We start from the raw sequence: 17350 nt of genomic DNA, 5'->3' as shown, positions 1-17350 counted from the left end.
GTGACTCTCGTTGACTCCCGCGCCGCCATCACCGTCGGCCCTCTTCGTACGGTTCCCAACTACATCACCGCCGTTCGCACGGTCGCCGCTGTCACCGTCGGTGTCGTAGCCATCGTCTCCGGCTCAGTGGCATTGATGGCGATATCGTATGGTATCTACTGGATCGGCGACGTGCTCGACGGCTGGACCGCCCGTCGCCTCGGGCAGGAGACCCGAGCCGGGGCGGTCTTCGACATCGTGAGCGACCGCGCGTGCACCGCCGTGCTCTGCGTGGGCCTGGTCGCCCTCAAGCCCGACGTCGCGGTCGTGGCCGTGGTCTTTCTGCTCTCGTTCCTGGTGCTGGACACCATGCTGTCGCTGGCGTTCCTGTGCTGGCCCGTGCTCAGCCCCAACTACTTCCACCTGGTCGATCGGCGGGTATGGGCGGTGAACTGGTCGCCGACGGCCAAGGTCGTCAACACCGCCGGGGTCATCGGCGCCATCGCGTTCGGTCAACACCTGCTCGCGCTGGCCGTCGCCGTCGCCGTCATCGCGGTCAAGCTGTGGTCGGTCGCGGCGGTGGTCCGGCTGCTCGAACGGGACGGGCGGGCGTGAGCAGCCTCGCCGAGGCCGCGTTGGCGCTCGGCTACGGTGTCGCCTCGGCGCTCGTCCCGGTCGTCAACGCCGAGGCGTACGCCGTGATCGCCGGGCACCGTGGCGGCCACGCGCTCGTCGCCGTGGTCGCCCTGGCGCTCGGGCAGACCGTCGGCAAGCTGCTCCTGTTCGAGTCGGCGCGACGTGGCTCGGGGCGGCTGGCCCGGACGCTCGCGCAACGCAGAGGGTCAGGTCGCGCGGCGGGCCGGGCCGCACGGTGGACCGAGCCGATCCGGCGCTGGCTCTCCCGCCGCCGCACCGCCCTTCCGACGGTGCTCGTCTCCGCCGCGGTGGGGGTTCCACCGTTGGCCGTCGTCAGCCTCGCCGCCGGCACCGCGGGCCTTCGACGCTGGGAGTTCGCCGTCGCGTGCCTTTCCGGGCGGGTGATCCGGTTCGGCCTCCTCGTCCTGCCTGCGGCGTTGGCCTGACCGCCGCGGCGGCGGGGGGAGTGGCTGACCGACCGTCCGACGGCGGCGCGTGCTCAGACGATGCGACGCAGCGCCGCCTCCACGGCGTCGATCAACGGATCACCCTCGGTTGACGGGTGCCGGGCGAGGCCGAACTCGACGTCCGGCAGGACGGGCAGCGCGTCCGGGTCGCGGCAGATCATGACCGGTTCGAGGTTCGCGGGCATGAGCGCCGCGACGCCGAGCCCGGCCCGGACCGCGGCGAGCACCCCGACCAGGCTGTTGCTCTCGAAGGCGACCCGCCAGCGTCGATCGGCACGTTCCAGCGCGTCCAACACGGACGTACGCCAGGAGCACGGGTTGGAGAACAGCACCACCGGCAACGGATCGGCGGTCACGTCCACCCCCTGCCCGGTCGCCCAGACCAGCGGGGCGCGCACCGTCCAACGCGGTGGCCCGGGAATGTCTGGCACCGCGTCGAGCACGAGTTGGACGCGGCCCGCGTCGTAGGCCTCCCGCATGGCGGCGTTGGAACAGCTGAGCACCTCCAGCGTCGCGCCGGGATGCAGCCGGGCAAGGTCGGCGAGGGCCTGCGGAAGCTGGGACGCGGCGAGGTCTTCGAGCAACCCGACGCCGCAGTGGCCGGTGAGCGCGCGTCCGGTTTCGGCGAGTGCCTGTGCGGAGAGCGACAGGATGCGTTCGGCGTACGGCAGGAGTTCCTCGCCCGCCCGGGTCGGCGAGACACCGGCCGACGACCGGTGCAGCAGCGGACGGCCGACGACGCTCTCCAACTTGCGTAACTGCTGGCTGAGGCCGGGCTGGGTATGCCCGAGCGCGGTCGCGGCGCGGCTGATGCTGCCCTCCCGCACGGCGGCGACGAACGACCGCAGTAGGGCGGTCTCCAAATCCTTGGCCATAAGCATTCATTATGTCGGCCTGAACAAACTGACGTCTTCTTATGGAGCGGCGGAGGAATTAGCGTCATTTGAGTGACCGGATACCGGCAGGTGCTCGCCGTGCCAGGGATGGCACCGCTGCTGGGCGTCTCGCTGCTCGCCCGTACCGCGATAACGGCCGACGTGATGGCGCTGACCCTCGTTGTCGTCCTGGGCCTGGAGCTGAGCTACACGGCGGCGGGTGGTGTCGCTGCGGCCCTGACCGCCGGAGTCGCGCTGGGCGGACCACTGCTCGGCCGCATGATCGACTCGCGGGGCCTGCGCCCCGTCCTGCTGGTGACCGTCACCGGGCAGGTCGTGTTCTGGCTGGGCGTGCCAGTCCTGCCGTACGGGTTCCTGCTGGCCGCCAGCTTCGTGGCGGGCCTGTTGATGGTGCCGGCCCAGGCGGTGGGCAGACAGGCGATCGCCGCGATGACGACCGCGGCGCAGCGCCGGCCCGCGTTCGCCCTGGAATCGGTGCAGGGCGAACTGTCGTACATCGTGGGGCCGGCGGTGGTGATTCTGGGTGCGGCGACGGTGTCCCCCGACGTGGTGGCGTGGGGGGTCGGCGCCGCGATCCTGGCCGGCGGCGTCGGCATCGCCGCGCTCAACCCGCCGATGCGCGCAGGTGACGAGGCGGACACCGCCGCCGCGGAACGACCTCCACCCAGGGAGTGGCTGGATGCCAGGATGATCGCCGCGCTGATCATGGCGTTCGGCACGACGACGCTGCTCAGCGGCGTCGACCTCGCCATCGTCGCCACGCTGCGGGAGGCGGGTCAGGTGTCCTGGGCCGCCGTGGTCGTCGTGGTGTTCGGCGTGTCGTCCGTCGTCGGCGGGCTGGTCTACGGCGCGCTGACCCGGCCGCTGCCCACGTGGCTGCTGCTCGGCCTGCTGGGGCTCGTGACGATCCCGGCCGGGCTCGCCCACGACTGGCCCTGGCTGTGCGTGGCAGTCGTCGGCAGCGGGCTCCTCACCGCGCCGACCCTCAGTACGGTGGCCGACGCGGTGAGCCGGCTGGCGCCACCCGGGGTGCGGGGCGAGGTGATCGGTCTGCAGTCTTCGGCGCAGAGCGCTGGCTTCGCGCTCGGCGCACCGCTCGTCGGCGTGGCGATCGACCTCTCCGTGCCGGCTGGCGGTTTCGCGGCGGCCGGGCTCGCCGGCCTCGCCGCCGCACTGACCGGACACCTGCTGTCCCGCCGCTCGCCCGCGCGGACGGCGGTGCCCTACCACCCCGAACCGGCTGAACTCAGGTGATGAGCTGCCGCTCAGTTGGCGCGACACGGTTCGGATGACTCCTCGGCGTCACACCGGGCGCGTACCGGAAGGTCTTCCGTCCGCAGCCGAATCCGGGTGGCCAACAGGCCGGCGCGTAGCTGGAGGGCTGGTGGAGGGCTGGGCGACGGTCGGCTCCGGCCCGACGCGGCCGCGACGCGTGTCCACGGCGAGCAGCGTGACGGCGGCCAACGTCAGCAGCCCGCCGGCGAGTGCCAGCGGGCGTGCCCCCGACAGGGGTAGGAGGGCGCCGCCGAGCAGCGATCCGCCAGCAATGCCAGCGTTGAAGGCGGTGCTGACCCCGGCCGACGCGATGTCGGTGCTGCCCGGGGCGAGTTGCAGCATCCGGTTCTGCACGGCGGAGCCGAACGCCGCGTACGCGAGGCCGATCCCGGCGAGGAGCGCGACCACACCCGGCCGGAGCGCGCCGAGGGCGTACAGCCCGAGCAGCGACACCGTGCCGATGCTCAGCGGCGTCAGCAGCGAAGCGATCGGTCGGCTGTCCAGAGTTCGGGCCGCCACCAGGGTGCCGACGACCCCGGCCGCGCCGGAGACGAACAGCAGCGGTGCCAGCACCCCATCGGTGAAGCCGCTGACGTCGAGCAGGAACGGTGTCACGTAGGTCTGCAGGGTCATGAAGCCGCCGATGCCCAGGGCGGTGGCGATCAACAACACGGCGAAGCGCCGCCCGTCCGGTGCGGAGCCCCGGGCAGCGCCGCCGGCGGCCGGGGGATAGGACGGCAGGAGGACCAGCACCGCGGCGGCGATCGCCAGACCGACCCCGGCCAGCACCGCGAACGCCGCGCGCCACCCGGCCTGCTGCCCGAGCCAGGTGCCCAGGGGTACGCCGAGCACCGGGGCGAGCGTCGCCCCGGTCGAGAACAGCGCCACCGCCCGGCCGCGCACCGCGACCGGAAACGGCCCGATCACGGTCGCCGTGGCGATGGACCAGAACAGCGCCTGCGCGAGGGCGGTCACCAGACGGGAGCCGGCCAGCACGGCGTACGTCGAAGCGAGCGCGGCGGCGGCGTTCGCGGCGGCGAACAGGAGCATCGTGACGCCGAGCAGCTGCCGCCGGGGGATCCGCTGGGTCAGCCGGGTCAGCGGTATGGACGCCAGCACCACCACCACGGCGTACCCGCTGACCAGCAGGCCCACCTCTGAGCGGGACCGGCCCAGATCGGGTGCGATGTGGGTCAGCAGACCGACGGGCAGCAACTCGGTCGTGATGAACGCGAACGCGGCGAGGGAGAGCGTGACGAGCACGGCCCTGGCCCTTCGCGGCGAGACCTCCGGTGCCATGGCCCACCCCCCGTTTCCGGGGTCACCGTAATGGAGGCCCCGACCCCTGCTCCGCTCGCGGGTCACTCGACGGACGTCGACCACCCCGCGGGGGTGCTGTCATCTCGCGGGGCGCTGAGCGCCGGCTGCCGCGGTCGACGGCCGGGCCTCCGGTCAGGGTCGTGCCCGGAACGGGGCAAGGACGGCGCGGATCTGATCAGCTGCGCCCCAGTCGTCGTCGAACTGGGCCAGCACGGCGAGGTGCTGTCGCAGCTGGATGAGCGGCATGCGGGCCTCCCAGTCGTCGTCGAGCGAGGTCAGCTCGGCGTAGACCTCGAACATCCGTCGTGCCTCGGGCGGGGGCGAGGTGGACCACACGTGCGCGAGGTCGACCTCCGCCCACATGTACGACACGGCCGGGTCGATCAGCGCCGGCTCTCCGTCCGCGGTGGCCAGGATGTTCTGTGCCCACAGGTCACCGTGCGTCAGACACGCCGGTCGGTCGGGCAGCAGGTCCGGCAGCCGGTCACAGAGCCGTTCCAGCGCCGCTCGGTCTGCCGCGTCCAGCGCCGCCTCGACGCGGGGCTGATCGAGCCAGCGAAGCAGCCGGTGTTCGGCGAAGAAGGCGAAGCCGTCGTCGTTCCAGGTGTTGATCTGGCGACGACGGCCCAGCCAGTTGTCGTGGTGCCAGCCGAAGCGGGGATGGGTCGTGCTGAGGTGCAGGCCGGCGAGCAGGTGCGCGAACCGCTCCCAGAAGGCCTCGCTGCGCGGCCTCGCGTGCAGCACCGACAACACCAGTAGGTCCCGATCCGCCAGGATCACCTCGGGTGTCGCCACCCCGCCGAGCTCGCGCAGCGCGGCCAGTCCTTCGGCCTCGGCGGCGAAGACGTCGCCGGCGGGCAGGTCGGCGAAGCCCTTGACGAACACCGGTGGCGCATCCCGACGGGTGGCGATGCCGGCGAGCGCCGCGAGCCCGCCCGTCACCGGCTGCACCGTGACGACCTCACGCATACCGGCCCGGTGCAGGCGCTCCAGCAGGGTCATGCGGGATGCTCCTCAGGTCCGGTGGGGTTACGCGATCCTATGAGGCGGGTCACGGCTCGCCCTGCCCATGGCCTCGGTGGCGGACGATGCTGGGCATGGGTCAGGTGTCGGTGGATCAGCAGCGGCTGGGGCGGGTCGTCCAGGAGTTCGGTGCCCGGTGGACGAGAGACGCCGCCGACATCGAGACCTACCTGGCGGCACAGGTCGCGGACGTCAGCCACCGCGAGGTCGTCGGCCCGCTGCGCGCCGCCAGTGGGGCCAGCGGGGTGGTCCGGGTCGGGGGCAGGGAGGTCGCGGTCTGGGGCGACCCGAACGTCCCGGAGATGGCCTTCAGCGTCACCAAGTCCGTCGTGTCGGTGGTGGCCGGCCTGGCCTTCGACGACGGGCTGTTGGTGCCGGACCAACCGGTGCACCAGGTCGTCGACGTTCCTGAGTTCCGGGGGCCACACAACGAGCAGATCACGTGGCGTCACCTGCTGCAGCAGTCGAGCCAGTGGGAGGGCCAACTGTGGGGCAAGCCGACGAGCGTCGACGCGCAGAGCTTCCGCGAGGGCACGGAGGTGCACGGTACGCCCCCGGGGCAGGGGTGGGCGTACAACGACGTGCGGATGAACCTGTTCGCGTACGCGCTGACGCTCCTGCTTCGCAGGTCGCTGCCGGAGGTGCTGCGGGAGCGGGTCATGGACCCGCTGGGCGCCTCCGATCGGTGGTCGTGGCACGGGTACCGGACGAGCGTCGTCGACATCGACGGCCGCCGGACCGAGGTGGTTTCCGGCGGCGCGCACTGGGGCGGAGGGCTGATCGTCCCCGCCCGGGACCTGGCCCTGATCGGGCAGCTCTTCCTGAATCGAGGGACCCATGCCGGGGCCCGGCTGTTCAGCGCCGAGTGGATTGATCAGTCGTGGGCGCCCTGCCCGGTGAAGCGGGAATACGGCTATCTGTGGTGGCTCAACGATGAGCAGGTGCCGTGGCCCGGGGCGCCGGCGACCGGCCGCAGCGCCCGGGGCAACGGCGGGCGACACCTGCTGTGGGTCGATCCGGCCCGGGAGCTCGTCCTCGCCTCCCACTGGACTGAAGAACCGCTGGACCTGATCCGCGCCGTTTCTCACACCGTCACCAACCCCACTGGTTGAGGTCGTCTCGCACGCCGACAGGTTTCCCGATCAGCCGAAGCGGTCGGCCAGCTTCGTCAGCTTGCTGACATAGGCCGGCCAGTCGTAGTCGTCCGGCATGTTGGGGTTGTCCCGCCGGAGGCCGATCGTTGTGTCGTGCTGTTCGCGCATGATGTCGGCGTGCCCGGCGTGACGGGCGAGATCGCAGGTCACATGAATGATGATCTTGTGCAGCGTCACGTCCTGCGCACCTGGCCGCCACCACGTCACATGCCCCGGAGCGTCGAGTGGCAGCTCGTCGATCGTCTGGTCGGCGAACGCGCCGACCCGGCGATACAGGTCGATCAGACCGTCCTTCGTCTCGTCCTCCCGGGCGTACCAGTCGGCCTGGGGGTCGTCGTCGAACGCCGCCAGCGGGACCAGCTCGCCAGGGGTCGGGAATTCGCGGCCGAAGGTGGGCCCGAAGTAGCCGGCTTCGACATTGAGGCAATGCTTGAGGACGCCCAGCAGGTTGTTGCCGGTCGCCGTGCGGGGCAGCCTGGCCTCGCGTTCGCTGAGCCCGTCGAGCTTCCAGATGAGGGTTTCGCGGGCCCCGCGAAGGTAGAGGTGCAGCGCGGCCTTCACATCGCTCAGATCAGCCATGCCGGCCAGTCTTCCCTATCCGCCGTACCGCCGCGCACCCACGGCGGGCCGGTGCCAGGGCACCGGCCCGCCGAACGAATCGACGTGTCCGGGGTGTCAGCTTCCGGCGCAACTCGCTGTGGCTCCGCTGCCACTGCCGGTGCCCTGGAAGCCGAAACTGGTGGCCTGACCTGCGGCCAGTCGCCCGTTGTAGCTCTGGTTCGCGACGGTGATGGTCCCGCTGGTGCCGCTGCTGACCCCGTTCCACAGCGAGCTGACCGACGCGCCGCTGGGCAGGGTGAGGGTGACCCGCCAGCCGGTCAGCGCGGTGGTTCCCGCGGTGACGCTCACGTTGGCGACGAATCCGCCGTTCCACTGGTCCTGGACGGCGTAGACGGCGGTGCAGGTGGGGGTGCCGCCGGTGGGCGGCGGGGTGGTGGGCGGCGGGGTGGTGGGCGGCGGGGTGGTGGGCGGCGTGTCGTCGTCGAGCGTCAGGTTCTTCTGCTGGACGCTCCACTGGCTACCGCACAGACCGCAGCTGGCGCCGACGAAGTTCCGGCCGGCGGTGGTGTCGCCCTTCAGACGCCACTTGAAGTACAGCGTCGCCACCCGGCCGAACTCGCCGCCGTTGGGCTGGTCGTAGGTGCCGCCATGCCCGACGTTCAGGTTGCCCATGAAGGCGGGCAGGCCGGCGGGCAGCTTGCCCCAGTCGTCGATCGCGTTCGGGTAGGCGATGTCGCTGGGCCCGCCGATGAAGTAGGCGATGGGCTTGGTCAGTCTCCTGAGCTGGTAGTCGTCGGCGTCGTTCAGCAGCCCGCTGCTGAAGATGCCGGTCGTGGTGACGCGCGGGTCGTTCGAGACGGCGTACGCCTCCAGGCCTCCGCAGGAGAAGCCCGCGACGGCGACCTTGCTCGTGTCGAGCTTGTTGTAGTACTTGCTGCCCTGCCGGGAGTTCTCCGCGACCGCCCAGTCGATGGACTGGGTGAGCATCTGGGCGTTGGTGGAGCCGGACCCGTTGGGGGCGCCGTTGGCGATGGCGAGGAAGCCGTGGGAAGCGATCTCGCGGAGGAAGTTGCCCTGGGAGAGGCCGTTTGCCGAGCACGCGCCGTTGCCCCACACGACGATGGGTAGGCGTTCGGACGGGAGGGTCTGGGGTCGGAAGATCGTGTGGTTGGCCAGGGTGGCCGAGGTTTCGTAGTCGGCGGGGTAGGGACCGGAACCGCCGATGGCGGCGGACGCCGGTGTCCCGCCGAGCGCCATGATCACAGAGGTGACCGGGACGATGGCGGCTGCCAGGCCCGCGTAGATCTTCGATCGCCTTCTCATTGAACCCTCCAGGAACAGTCACGGTGGCGCTCCCTGGGGTGGTGGTGTCATCCGCACCCCGACGAAGGCGGTCGGTGCTGGCCACGGGTCTGATCGACACGGGCGCGACGCGGCCTGGGCGGTGACCGTGCCCTCGGCCACCACTGCCCGCTCGTCCGGCGCCGGCGACCGCCCGGCCGCGGTCCCCACAGGCGATCCGATGGGAGCTGTGTGCAGTTACTATCACTCTGGCAACGAAAAGTGTCAGTGTCTGGGCCGCTCTGGCCGGCCGTGACCGGTCAGCCGACACGTGGCGGCCTGCCGCCGATCGGCTCCGGGCGCGAGGGGTTCCTCGACGCCTGGAAATGGGTGATCCACGACGAGGCCTCCGGCCAGTGCGGCGTCGTCACCTCGACCAGACGCGCCTGAGCGAGCGAGCCGAGCCTTGTGTGGATGTCCAGGAAGGTCTCCCTGGCCTCCTGGCGAGGCCACGGCTTCGGCAGCAGGTGCGCGGGCAGGTCCGGGTCGACGTCGGCGAACTTCCGCCAGGAGTCCATGGCGGAGGTGCGAGCCACCAGCGCTCGGGCTCTGTCCACCTGACCGTTGCGCGCGGCCGCCCGCAGCTCCGCGTACTGCTGGACGAAGCTTGCGTACGCCGAGGCGAGAGTGGTCAGGTCGTACGCGGCGGCCGGACCGTGTGGCCCGGTCTCCTCGTCGAACCGGGCGTGCAGGACCGACCACCGCGCGCCCTCGACGTGGTGCAGCAACGCACGCATCGCCTCCTTGACCGGCGCGGCGTCGGACCCGGGCCGGATCCACACGCTGTCGTAAAGGCCCACGAAGCCCAGTGCGCTCAACGACCGGCGCAGCGCGTGACGGGACGCCTGGGCGGAACTCGGCAGGGAGAAGGACGCCAGCAGCCACTCGTCGGTCCAGGGCGCCGGGTGGGAGCCGAAGTTCAAGAAGTGCTGCATCCGGGAGCGATGCTTGGCGATCGCCTGCGGTGTGAGGTGGTAGACCGGCGGCCGTCGGTTCCCGCGCGTGGCGATGAGACCGCGCTTGACCAGCCGGGACAGCGCGGCACGGGCACTGGACTCGCTGACCCCGAACTCGCCCAGCATCGCGATGACCGCCGTCGACGGCAGGTCGGCCTCCGAGGAGTCGAGGTACTCGCCGAGCAAGGTCGTCAGCAGATGCTGCGGGCTGGACCCGGCCTGGGCCCGGGGCACTCGGACGTCGTCGGCGTTCACCTCATCAGACTGCCGCACCAGGAAGCCCCTGCCTCGTCAGGTGAGGGCGGGGCACGGCGCCTTCAGGGGTGGGTGGAGGCACTATCGTTCTGGCGTGCACATCCGATTTGACGTCCCCGCCGACCCTGACTACCCCGGCCGGGTGGCCGCTGCCCTCGGCAGCGTCCGGCTGCGCAGATTCGGCTATATCGGAGCGGTCCTGACGGCGGTCGGGGTTATCGGTCTCGTCGTCTCGCGGGGGTTCGGGTGGGGTGAGCGGACGTCACCGCTCTGGACGACGCTGGTCATCGCCGGCGTGCTGTCGATGCTGTACCGCCCCTGGGTGCTGGCGCGTGCCCGACGCCGCTCCGGCAGCTACGCCGTCGAGGGCGCCTACGACATCACCGATGACAACATCATGATGCGCAGCGGCTCGGAGTCCGGCGGCATCGCCTGGGACGGGGTCGCCCAGGTGCGCGACGTCCAGGATTTCTGGGTTGTCTACGTCGGCCGGATGCCGGCGACCGTGATCCCGCGCTGGCTGATGTCCGCCGAGGATGCCGAGACGTTGCGCGCCCACCTGGTCTCACGAGGGCTGCTGGAGAGCTGAGTTCAGCTGCCACCGGCTGCTGGCGGACGGGGCTGCGCCGCCTGGGTCGGTTGCCAAGGGGCGCCGAGGGTTACCTCGTACCGGTGAAGATCATCGTTGCTGCCGACGTGCCGGAAACCGGCACGTTCGAGGGTCCGCCGGGAGGCGACGTTGTCGTCGGTGGTCTCGGCGACAACGCACGACAACCCGTGATCGGTCGCGAGGCTGAGCAGGACGGCGAGCGCCTCCGCCGCATAGCCGTTCCCCCGGGCCGATGGGGCAAGGCCGTAACCGACCTCGATGCGCCCGTTGTCCGGCTGACCCTTGAACCCGATTCCTCCGATGGCCTTCCCGTCGGCGACCCGGGTGATCCGGTAGTGCCCGAATGGGCGGCGGTCGCCGTAGGCGGCGGTGGCGGCGAGAAAGCCCCGGACGCCGAGGATGTCGCCGTCGAACGGGAAGTCCTCAGCCCAGTCGTCCCCGGCCCCGGGACGCCGCCCGACAATGCGTTCACCCTCCGCCGAGTCGATGGGATGCAGGCGCAGTCGGGGCGTACGAAGTTCGGTCACGGGCCACAGCGAAGCAGCCCTCGGGAGCTGACACAAGCCGATTACGCGCCCGACGCAGACCGGCTTCGCGGCACCGGCCCTCCGTGTCGGCATCCGCGCCCCTGAGCGATGACCAGGGGGTACGGGGACCAGCGGCGGCAGCACGACCCATAAGGTGAACGGATGTCGGTCAAGCAGATTCAAGTGACGTTCGACTGCGCCGAGCCTGTGCGCGTCGGTCTTTTCTGGTGTGAGGCGTTGGGATACGTTCCGCCGCCGCCACCGGAGGGGTTCGCCACCTGGGACGATGTCGATCGCGAGGCGGGCTCGTGGTTCGCGTGCAGTGATCCCGCCGGGGTGGGTCCGCGCCTCTATTTCCAGCGGGTGCCCGAGGGCAAGGTCGTCAAGAACCGGGTGCACCTCGACGTGCGGGTCGGCACCGGGCTGGTGGGCGAAGAGCGTCTGGCAGCCCTTGAGGCCGAATGCGCGCGACTGGTCCCGCTCGGCGCGGTACGCGGGCAGCTGTTGCTCGCCGACGGCGAGAACGAGTCGTGCCTCAACATGCAGGATGTCGAGGGCAACGAGTTCTGCCTCGACTGAGTGACCGACGCCCGGCCGGAGCGGCTCACGTTGCCGCCCGTCTGCTGAGCGGGCGGCCGAACCTGGTGGGGGTCAGGCGGGTGCCTGGCCCCCCACGTTCGGGTTCGGTCAGCCCAGGTACTTCTCCCACGGACCGGTGATGGCCAGGGTGAGGCCGGGGTCCTGCATGTTGACGAAGAGCACCTTGCCGTCGGCGCTGAAGGTCGGCCCGCAGAACTCCGAGTCGTTGAGCTGGTTGCGGGCGATCGCGTACGTGGGGCCGCCCGGGACCGTGCTGAGCACGTGCGAGGCGCCCGTGCCGTCCTCGGCGAGCACGAGGCTTCCCCACGGGGTGACGGTCACGTTGTCCGGGCCGTCGAAGGTGAGGTCGGTGTACTTGACCGGAGCGCCCTCCTCGGACTGGGTCTGGTGCGGGAAGTACGTCACCAGCTGGATGGTCTGGTTCTTGAAGTTGTAGAACCAGACCATTCCGTCGTGCGGCGCGGCGTCCGCCGGCAGGTCACCCTCGTCCCAGGCGTACGAGTTGACCACGTAGACGCCCTCGTCGGTGGCCCACACGCCCTCGAACTTGCGGCCGCGGGTGACCTGGCCGTCGGCGAACTGCTCGCGCACCGACCTGGTGCGCGCGTCGCGGTCCGGCACCTCGATCCAGCGGACCGGGAAGGGGCGGCCCAACTGGGCGGAGGTCAGGTACGCGACGTCCGGGAGCACCGAACCGTCATCCATGATGATCTGCATCGCGGCGAGGACACCGGCGTTCGGTGCGAGGCGGGTGAGCACGCCGGGGCCCAGCTTGACGCCGTGCGGGGCCGTCCAGCGGTAGAAGAGGCCGTTGGGCGCGTCGGCGTCCTCGGAGAGGTAGATCCGGGTGCGGTCCTTGTCGATGGCCAGGGCCTCGTGGGAGTAGCGGCCCAGGCACTTGATCGGCTTCGGGTCGGCGCTGCCGTCGGCCCACACCTCGAAGACGTAGCCGTGGTCCTTCTGGTAGACGCCGGACCGGCCGCCCTCTGCCCACTTGTCGCCGGCCCGGTCCTCGGTCTCCTCGCAGGTGAGCCAGGTGCCCCAGGGGGTCGGCCCGCCGGCGCAGTTGGAGATGGTGCCGGAGAGCGCCACGAACTCACCCAGGTTCCGGCCCGCCAGGTCAGTCTTGATCACGGTGCAACCGCCGGCGTCGACGGCGCCCGCGTCGTAGACCGTCCCCTTGATGTGGGGCACACCGAACTCGGCACCCGGGTCGATCTCGTGGTTCTGGATCAGGGTGTATCGGCCGTGGCCGGCGTCGTAGACGGCCATGCCGTCGTGGTCCGACGGGGTCACGCCCTGGCCGCGGTCGAGCCGGGTGACGCCGGTCCGGGTGACGATGGTGTAGCTGAAACCCTTGGGCAGGGCCAGGATTCCCTTGGGGTCGTCCACGAGCGGCGGGAAGGGCACGTTGCCGGGCTTCACCGGCGGGTGCGGCCGGACCGGGCTGGCCTGGGCCAGGGACGGCAGGCCGCCTGCGACCGCAAGGCCGACGCCGGCGGCGGCGCCTCCGGCGAGGAAGGTACGACGAGAGGAAGGCACGGGGATCAGCTCCTGGTCGAGGCAAGTGCGTCGATTGGCAGCCAACTCCTGCGGACGGACAACGACACGTCACCCGTGGGATCGGGCGGTGACATCGGAGTGAAGAGTCAGGGTCGCGCACGCGTCGCCGGCGGCCGGTGGCACGGGGGCTGGCTCATCGAGCGGGCCACCACACCAGCCGGGTCGGGCTTGACCTTGACGCTGCGTCAACCCTCCATGCTGCCGCCATGAGCAATTCGCCAACAAGCGCTCAGGTCGAGCAGCCCGCGATCCGCGTGCACGGCCTGGAGAAGTCATTCAAGCAGGTGAAGGTGCTGCGCGGCGTCGACATCGACGTGGCGCGGGGCAGCATCTTCGCCCTGCTCGGCTCAAACGGGGCCGGCAAGACCACCGTGGTGAGGATCCTGGCCACGCTCCTGCGGGCGGACGGCGGGACGGCCCGGGTCGCCGGCTTCGACGTGGCGACCCAGGCCGCCGACGTACGGAACTCGATCAGTCTCACCGGGCAGTTCGCGGCGGTCGACGAGATCCTCACCGGGCGGGAGAACCTGGTCCTGGTCGCCCGGCTGCGGCACCTCAGGGAGCCCGGTGCGATCGCGGACGACCTGCTGGGGCGCTTCTCGCTGACCGAGGCGGGCACCCGGAGGGTGGGGACGTACTCCGGTGGCATGCGTCGCCGTCTGGACATCGCGATGAGCCTGATCGGGAACCCGCCGGTCATCTTCCTCGACGAGCCGACGACCGGGCTGGACCCGGAGGCGCGCATCGAGGTGTGGCAGGCGGTCAAGGAACTCGCCCGTGGCGGCACGACGGTGCTGCTCACCACCCAGTACCTCGACGAGGCCGAACAACTCGCCGACCGGATCGCGATCCTCCACGAGGGACGAATCATCGTGAACGGCACCCTCGACGAGCTCAAGCAGCTCCTGCCACCCGCCGAGATCGAGTACGTCGAGAAGCAACCGACCCTCGAGGACGTCTTCCTCACCCTCGTTGGCGCCAAGACCGAGAAGGAACAACGATGAACAAGCACTTTGTCGGCGACACCACAGTCCTGCTGGGACGCTCACTGCGCCACATCGCCCGCAGCCCGGACACCATCATCACGACCGCCGTCATGCCGATCGCCTTCATGCTGCTGTTCGTCTACGTCTTCGGCGGCGCGATCGAGACCGGCTCCGACTCGTATGTGAACTACCTGCTCCCCGGCATCCTGCTCATCACGATCGCCTCGGGCATCTCGTACACCGCCTTCCGGCTCTTCCTGGACATGCAGGGCGGCATCTTCGAACGGTTCCAGTCCATGCCGATCGCGCGCTCCTCGGTGCTGTGGGCGCACGTGTTGACCTCGCTGGTCGCCAACGTGATCTCACTCGTGGTCATCGTCCTCGTCGCCCTGCTGATGGGCTTCCGCACGGGCGCGGGCGTGCTGGGCTGGCTCGCCGTCGCCGGCATCCTGCTGCTGTTCACCCTGGCGCTGACCTGGATCGCCGTGATCCCCGGCCTCACCGCTCAGTCTGTGGACGGCGCGAGCGCCTTCTCGTACCCCCTGGTCTTCCTGCCGTTCGTCAGCTCGGCCTTCGTGCCCACCGCGTCGATGCCCGGCCCGGTGCGCGCCTTCGCCGAGCACCAGCCGGTGACCGCCATCGTCAACGCGATCCGAGACCTCTTCGCGCAGGAGCCGGTCGGATCGGGCATCTGGACCGCTCTCGCCTGGTGCGTCGGCATCCTCGTGGTGGCCTACCTCTTCGCCAACCTGACCTACCGCCGCAAGATCTCCTGAGCTGGATTCGAGTGGGGCCGAGCGACTTGAGGGGCAGGATCAGGGCATGCTGACGATCAGTCAACTCGCGGCGTACGCCGGCGTCACGGTGCGGGCGGTACGGCACTACCACCAGATCGGCCTGCTGCCGGAGCCCGAGCGGGACGCCTCGGGTTACCGGCGGTACAGCGCGGGGGCGGTGGTGTCCCTCATCAGGATCCGGATTCTCGCCAACGCCGGCGTGCCGCTGTCCCAGATCGGTCAGATGCTGGAGGCCGACGCGTCGACCTTCGCGGCCGCGGTCGAGGAGATCGACAGACAACTGGGCGACGAGATCGCACGACTGGAGGCCAGCCGGAAGCAGATCGCGCAACTCGCCGCCGGGGATCGGCTGGCGCTCGCACCAGAGGTGATCACCTACCTCGACCGGCTCCGGGACATCGGCGTCTCCGAGCGGGTGGTGGCGGGTGAGCGGGACAGCTGGATCCTGATGTCGGCTCGCTGGCCCGATCGCGTCCGCGAATGGATGCCCGGCAAGATCGCGCAGCTCGACGACCCGCAGCTCATTCGGCTCTACCGGATCCTGTCGGAGATCTTCGAGAGCGACACCGGCGACGACGCGCTTCTGGTGGAGGCCGCCGACATCCTGGCGAGCCTCGCCGAGCAGGCATACCGCTCTGGTGAGATCGACCTCGGTGAGGTGGCGCAGGACGATCTACCGTTCGACCTTCTGGACGCCTTGGCCGTCGAGTCGGACCCGCGGGTGCAGCGACTGCTGGATCTGATGCGCGAGCGCGGCTGGGATGGTCTGGCGCGGCTGGAGCGGCTGGCAGAGCCGTCCACCTGATCGACTGTCAGCTCTGTTGGTAGTTGACCGCGGCGAACCCGCAGGGCTGGTGCAGGTGCAGGTAGTAGGCGCCCTCGCCGAACTCGTCCAGGTCCGCGCCGCCGATCAGGCCCACGTAGTCCATCGGCTCCCCGCACCCGGGGCAGTCGGCGTGCTCGGCGTCCTGGATCCAGTCCGGTCGGCCGCCCAGGGTGGAGCCGCCCTGGTTCCAGGCACTGGCCTGGTACGGGCTCGCCAGGGCCGGCCCCGCAACCGGGAGCAGGGTCGGCGGGTCCTCCGGTCCGGTATCGCCGCCCAGGTAGCTCGGCCGGGTGTTGTCGGCCCACCAGGTGGTGGCACCGGCCGGCGTGACCCGGCTGTACAGCGTCGTGTAGCAGGCGCAGAAGTGGCAGGTCTCGACGACCAGGCGGCCGGACCAGCCGGTGTGGGCCAGCGCGGCGCCGATGGCGGGGTCGGTGGTGTCGAGGTCGGCGGCGATCCAGAGCGGGGACGCGCACCAGGGGCAGGCGGATCGGTCCGCGGACGCTGGCGCGTCCCGCATGACCCACCGGTACGCGACGTCAGCGCACAGGTCCCGTCGGTTGCCGTCCGGGCCGATCGTCCAACCGCCCTCGGCCGCGTAGCTCAGCACCCCCACGTGCAGGTCGTCAGCACCGGCTGGCGGGTGCGTCGACCAGCGACGCAGGGCGTCCTCGGCGAGCGGGTGAGCGCTGTGGGCCAGGATGAGGAGCAGATGGTTGAGTCGGTCCGGCGTCCGCCCGCCGTCGACCTGCTCGATGACCCGGCCGACCACGTCGGCGCCCGCCGCCCGGTACAACGTCGCCGGCCACAGCAGATCGAGGTCGAGCAGGGCCCCGTGGTACGGCGACAGTCTCTGCGGATCGGCGGCGGCGATCTCGCCCAGCTCCTCGATCGCGTCGTCGTCCTCGTCCGCCGCTCTCCTGATCAAATCCTCGATCACCAGCGGATGTTAGCTCCCAGCTCCGACGCTCAGCGTCCCGCTGCCGGGGCCGGCTGAGGTCGACGATCTGTGGGCGTGTCGGGTGTGTCGCGCCACCAACGGCGGGACGCCAGCGCCGCCAGCCCGGCGCGGGCGGCGTTGAGCAGGACATCGTCCACCGACGACACCCGGTCCAGCCGCAGGACGTACTGGGCGGTCTCCACCAGGACCGAGCAGCCGGCCGCGAGAGACAGGACGCGCGGCACCGACGCCAGCGCCGGGAACCGCAGCGGGGCGAAGAACCCCAGGGCCGCGAAGACCAGCAGATTGCCGACGACCTGGACCGTCGCCGTCAGCGGCCCTCCGTCGGAGAAGATCGTGAACAGGTCGCGCAGCGGCACCACTGTCACCCGGCCGGGGACCGCGCCGGCCTGGTCACCCGGCAGCATGATCATCCATACCCAGGGGATCGTGCCGTAGACGATGCCGACATCGGCCAGCGACGTGCGCCATGCCGACGTGGTGCCGGCGGCGCGTCGGCGGCGGGCCAGGGCCCACACCGCCAGCACGGCCAACGGCAGGACGATGACCGTGATCAGGACGACGCCGTTGAACGTACCGAACCAGCCGTGCCAATCCCTGACCATCCGACCCCCGCC

The 17350-nt window shown here is 70.7% G+C and carries 19 protein-coding genes; 9 read left to right on the top strand and 10 right to left on the bottom strand.

Features of this window, described 5'->3' with window-relative positions:
- Positions 1-594: a CDP-alcohol phosphatidyltransferase family protein gene (locus tag V6U86_RS22165; RefSeq protein WP_334505978.1), complete on the top strand. Its 594-nt coding sequence runs from the start codon at positions 1-3 to the stop codon at positions 592-594.
- Entirely contained in the window at positions 591-1061 is a 471-nt protein-coding gene (locus V6U86_RS22160; RefSeq protein ID WP_334505976.1) for a hypothetical protein, read from the top strand. Before V6U86_RS22165 ends, V6U86_RS22160 begins: the two co-directional genes overlap by 4 nt.
- A 53-nt stretch (positions 1062-1114) precedes the next feature.
- On the opposite strand, the gene V6U86_RS22155 is transcribed toward V6U86_RS22160, so the two are convergent.
- A complete protein-coding gene (locus V6U86_RS22155) occupies positions 1115-1957 on the bottom strand; it encodes a LysR family transcriptional regulator (protein WP_334505974.1) in 843 nt (280 codons plus the stop codon).
- Positions 1958-2029: 72 nt separating this feature from the next.
- Between V6U86_RS22155 and V6U86_RS22150 the strand changes: the two genes are divergently transcribed.
- The gene (locus V6U86_RS22150) at positions 2030-3232 is read left to right on the top strand and encodes an MFS transporter (protein ID WP_334505972.1); all 1203 of its coding nucleotides are present in this window, start codon (positions 2030-2032) and stop codon (positions 3230-3232) included.
- A gap of 48 nt (positions 3233-3280) precedes the next feature.
- Here the strand turns inward: V6U86_RS22150 and V6U86_RS22145 are convergent, their stop codons facing one another.
- Together V6U86_RS22145 and V6U86_RS22140 are read right to left on the bottom strand one after the other, a co-directional pair.
- Positions 3281-4552: an MFS transporter gene (locus tag V6U86_RS22145; RefSeq protein ID WP_334505970.1), complete on the bottom strand. Its 1272-nt coding sequence runs from the start codon at positions 4550-4552 to the stop codon at positions 3281-3283.
- Positions 4553-4705: 153 nt separating this feature from the next.
- Positions 4706-5575, bottom strand: a complete 870-nt coding sequence (locus V6U86_RS22140; protein ID WP_334505968.1) for a fructosamine kinase family protein — start codon at positions 5573-5575, stop codon at positions 4706-4708.
- A gap of 95 nt (positions 5576-5670) precedes the next feature.
- Here V6U86_RS22140 and V6U86_RS22135 point away from each other — a divergent pair, with 95 nt between their 5' ends.
- On the top strand, positions 5671-6708 hold the full coding sequence (locus V6U86_RS22135) for a serine hydrolase domain-containing protein (protein ID WP_334505966.1): 1038 nt from the start codon (positions 5671-5673) through the stop codon (positions 6706-6708).
- 30 nt (positions 6709-6738) lie between these two features.
- Here V6U86_RS22135 and V6U86_RS22130 read toward each other — a convergent pair whose 3' ends face one another.
- The 3 genes from V6U86_RS22130 to V6U86_RS22120 form a co-directional block, all read right to left on the bottom strand.
- Positions 6739-7329, bottom strand: coding sequence for a DinB family protein (locus V6U86_RS22130; protein ID WP_334505964.1), 591 nt, complete (start codon positions 7327-7329; stop codon positions 6739-6741).
- A 96-nt stretch (positions 7330-7425) separates the two neighbouring features.
- Positions 7426-8634 carry a cellulose binding domain-containing protein gene (locus V6U86_RS22125; RefSeq protein ID WP_334505962.1) on the bottom strand — a complete coding sequence of 403 codons (1209 nt, stop codon included), beginning with the start codon at positions 8632-8634 and terminating at the stop codon, positions 7426-7428.
- 278 nt (positions 8635-8912) lie between these two features.
- On the bottom strand, positions 8913-9881 hold the full coding sequence (locus V6U86_RS22120; protein WP_334505960.1) for a PaaX family transcriptional regulator: 969 nt from the start codon (positions 9879-9881) through the stop codon (positions 8913-8915).
- A gap of 76 nt (positions 9882-9957) precedes the next feature.
- Here V6U86_RS22120 and V6U86_RS22115 point away from each other — a divergent pair, with 76 nt between their 5' ends.
- Positions 9958-10452, top strand: coding sequence for a YcxB family protein (locus V6U86_RS22115; protein ID WP_334505958.1), 495 nt, complete (start codon positions 9958-9960; stop codon positions 10450-10452).
- Positions 10453-10454: 2 nt separating this feature from the next.
- Here the strand turns inward: V6U86_RS22115 and V6U86_RS22110 are convergent, their stop codons facing one another.
- Positions 10455-11000 carry a GNAT family N-acetyltransferase gene (locus tag V6U86_RS22110; protein ID WP_334505957.1) on the bottom strand — a complete coding sequence of 182 codons (546 nt, stop codon included), beginning with the start codon at positions 10998-11000 and terminating at the stop codon, positions 10455-10457.
- Positions 11001-11162: 162 nt separating this feature from the next.
- Between V6U86_RS22110 and V6U86_RS22105 the strand changes: the two genes are divergently transcribed.
- A complete protein-coding gene (locus tag V6U86_RS22105) occupies positions 11163-11579 on the top strand; it encodes a VOC family protein (protein ID WP_334505955.1) in 417 nt (138 codons plus the stop codon).
- Positions 11580-11687: 108 nt separating this feature from the next.
- Here the strand turns inward: V6U86_RS22105 and V6U86_RS22100 are convergent, their stop codons facing one another.
- Positions 11688-13142, bottom strand: coding sequence for an alkaline phosphatase PhoX (locus V6U86_RS22100; protein ID WP_334505953.1), 1455 nt, complete (start codon positions 13140-13142; stop codon positions 11688-11690).
- A 227-nt stretch (positions 13143-13369) separates the two neighbouring features.
- Between V6U86_RS22100 and V6U86_RS22095 the strand changes: the two genes are divergently transcribed.
- From V6U86_RS22095 to V6U86_RS22085, 3 genes are read left to right on the top strand one after another with little or no spacing between them, the layout of a single operon-like run.
- A complete protein-coding gene (locus V6U86_RS22095) occupies positions 13370-14167 on the top strand; it encodes an ABC transporter ATP-binding protein (RefSeq protein WP_334505951.1) in 798 nt (265 codons plus the stop codon).
- Positions 14164-14925 carry an ABC transporter permease gene (locus V6U86_RS22090; protein ID WP_334505949.1) on the top strand — a complete coding sequence of 254 codons (762 nt, stop codon included), beginning with the start codon at positions 14164-14166 and terminating at the stop codon, positions 14923-14925. Before V6U86_RS22095 ends, V6U86_RS22090 begins: the two co-directional genes overlap by 4 nt.
- Before the next feature lie 46 nt (positions 14926-14971).
- Complete coding sequence (locus tag V6U86_RS22085) at positions 14972-15751, top strand: MerR family transcriptional regulator (RefSeq protein WP_334505947.1); 780 nt, start codon at positions 14972-14974, stop codon at positions 15749-15751.
- Between the two features lie 7 nt (positions 15752-15758).
- On the opposite strand, the gene V6U86_RS22080 is transcribed toward V6U86_RS22085, so the two are convergent.
- Together V6U86_RS22080 and V6U86_RS22075 are read right to left on the bottom strand one after the other, a co-directional pair.
- On the bottom strand, positions 15759-16712 hold the full coding sequence (locus tag V6U86_RS22080) for a hypothetical protein (protein WP_334505945.1): 954 nt from the start codon (positions 16710-16712) through the stop codon (positions 15759-15761).
- Positions 16713-16741: 29 nt separating this feature from the next.
- Positions 16742-17338, bottom strand: a complete 597-nt coding sequence (locus V6U86_RS22075; RefSeq protein WP_334505944.1) for a VanZ family protein — start codon at positions 17336-17338, stop codon at positions 16742-16744.
- Between the last annotated feature and the right edge of the window lie 12 nt (positions 17339-17350).

Origin of the sequence: Micromonospora sp. CPCC 205558 (genome assembly GCF_036902955.1) — a bacterium.
In the GTDB taxonomy this organism is placed as follows: domain Bacteria; phylum Actinomycetota; class Actinomycetes; order Mycobacteriales; family Micromonosporaceae; genus Micromonospora.
The sequence above is the reverse complement of the archived record's forward strand: the minus strand, read 5'-3'. Positions and strand labels throughout refer to the sequence as shown.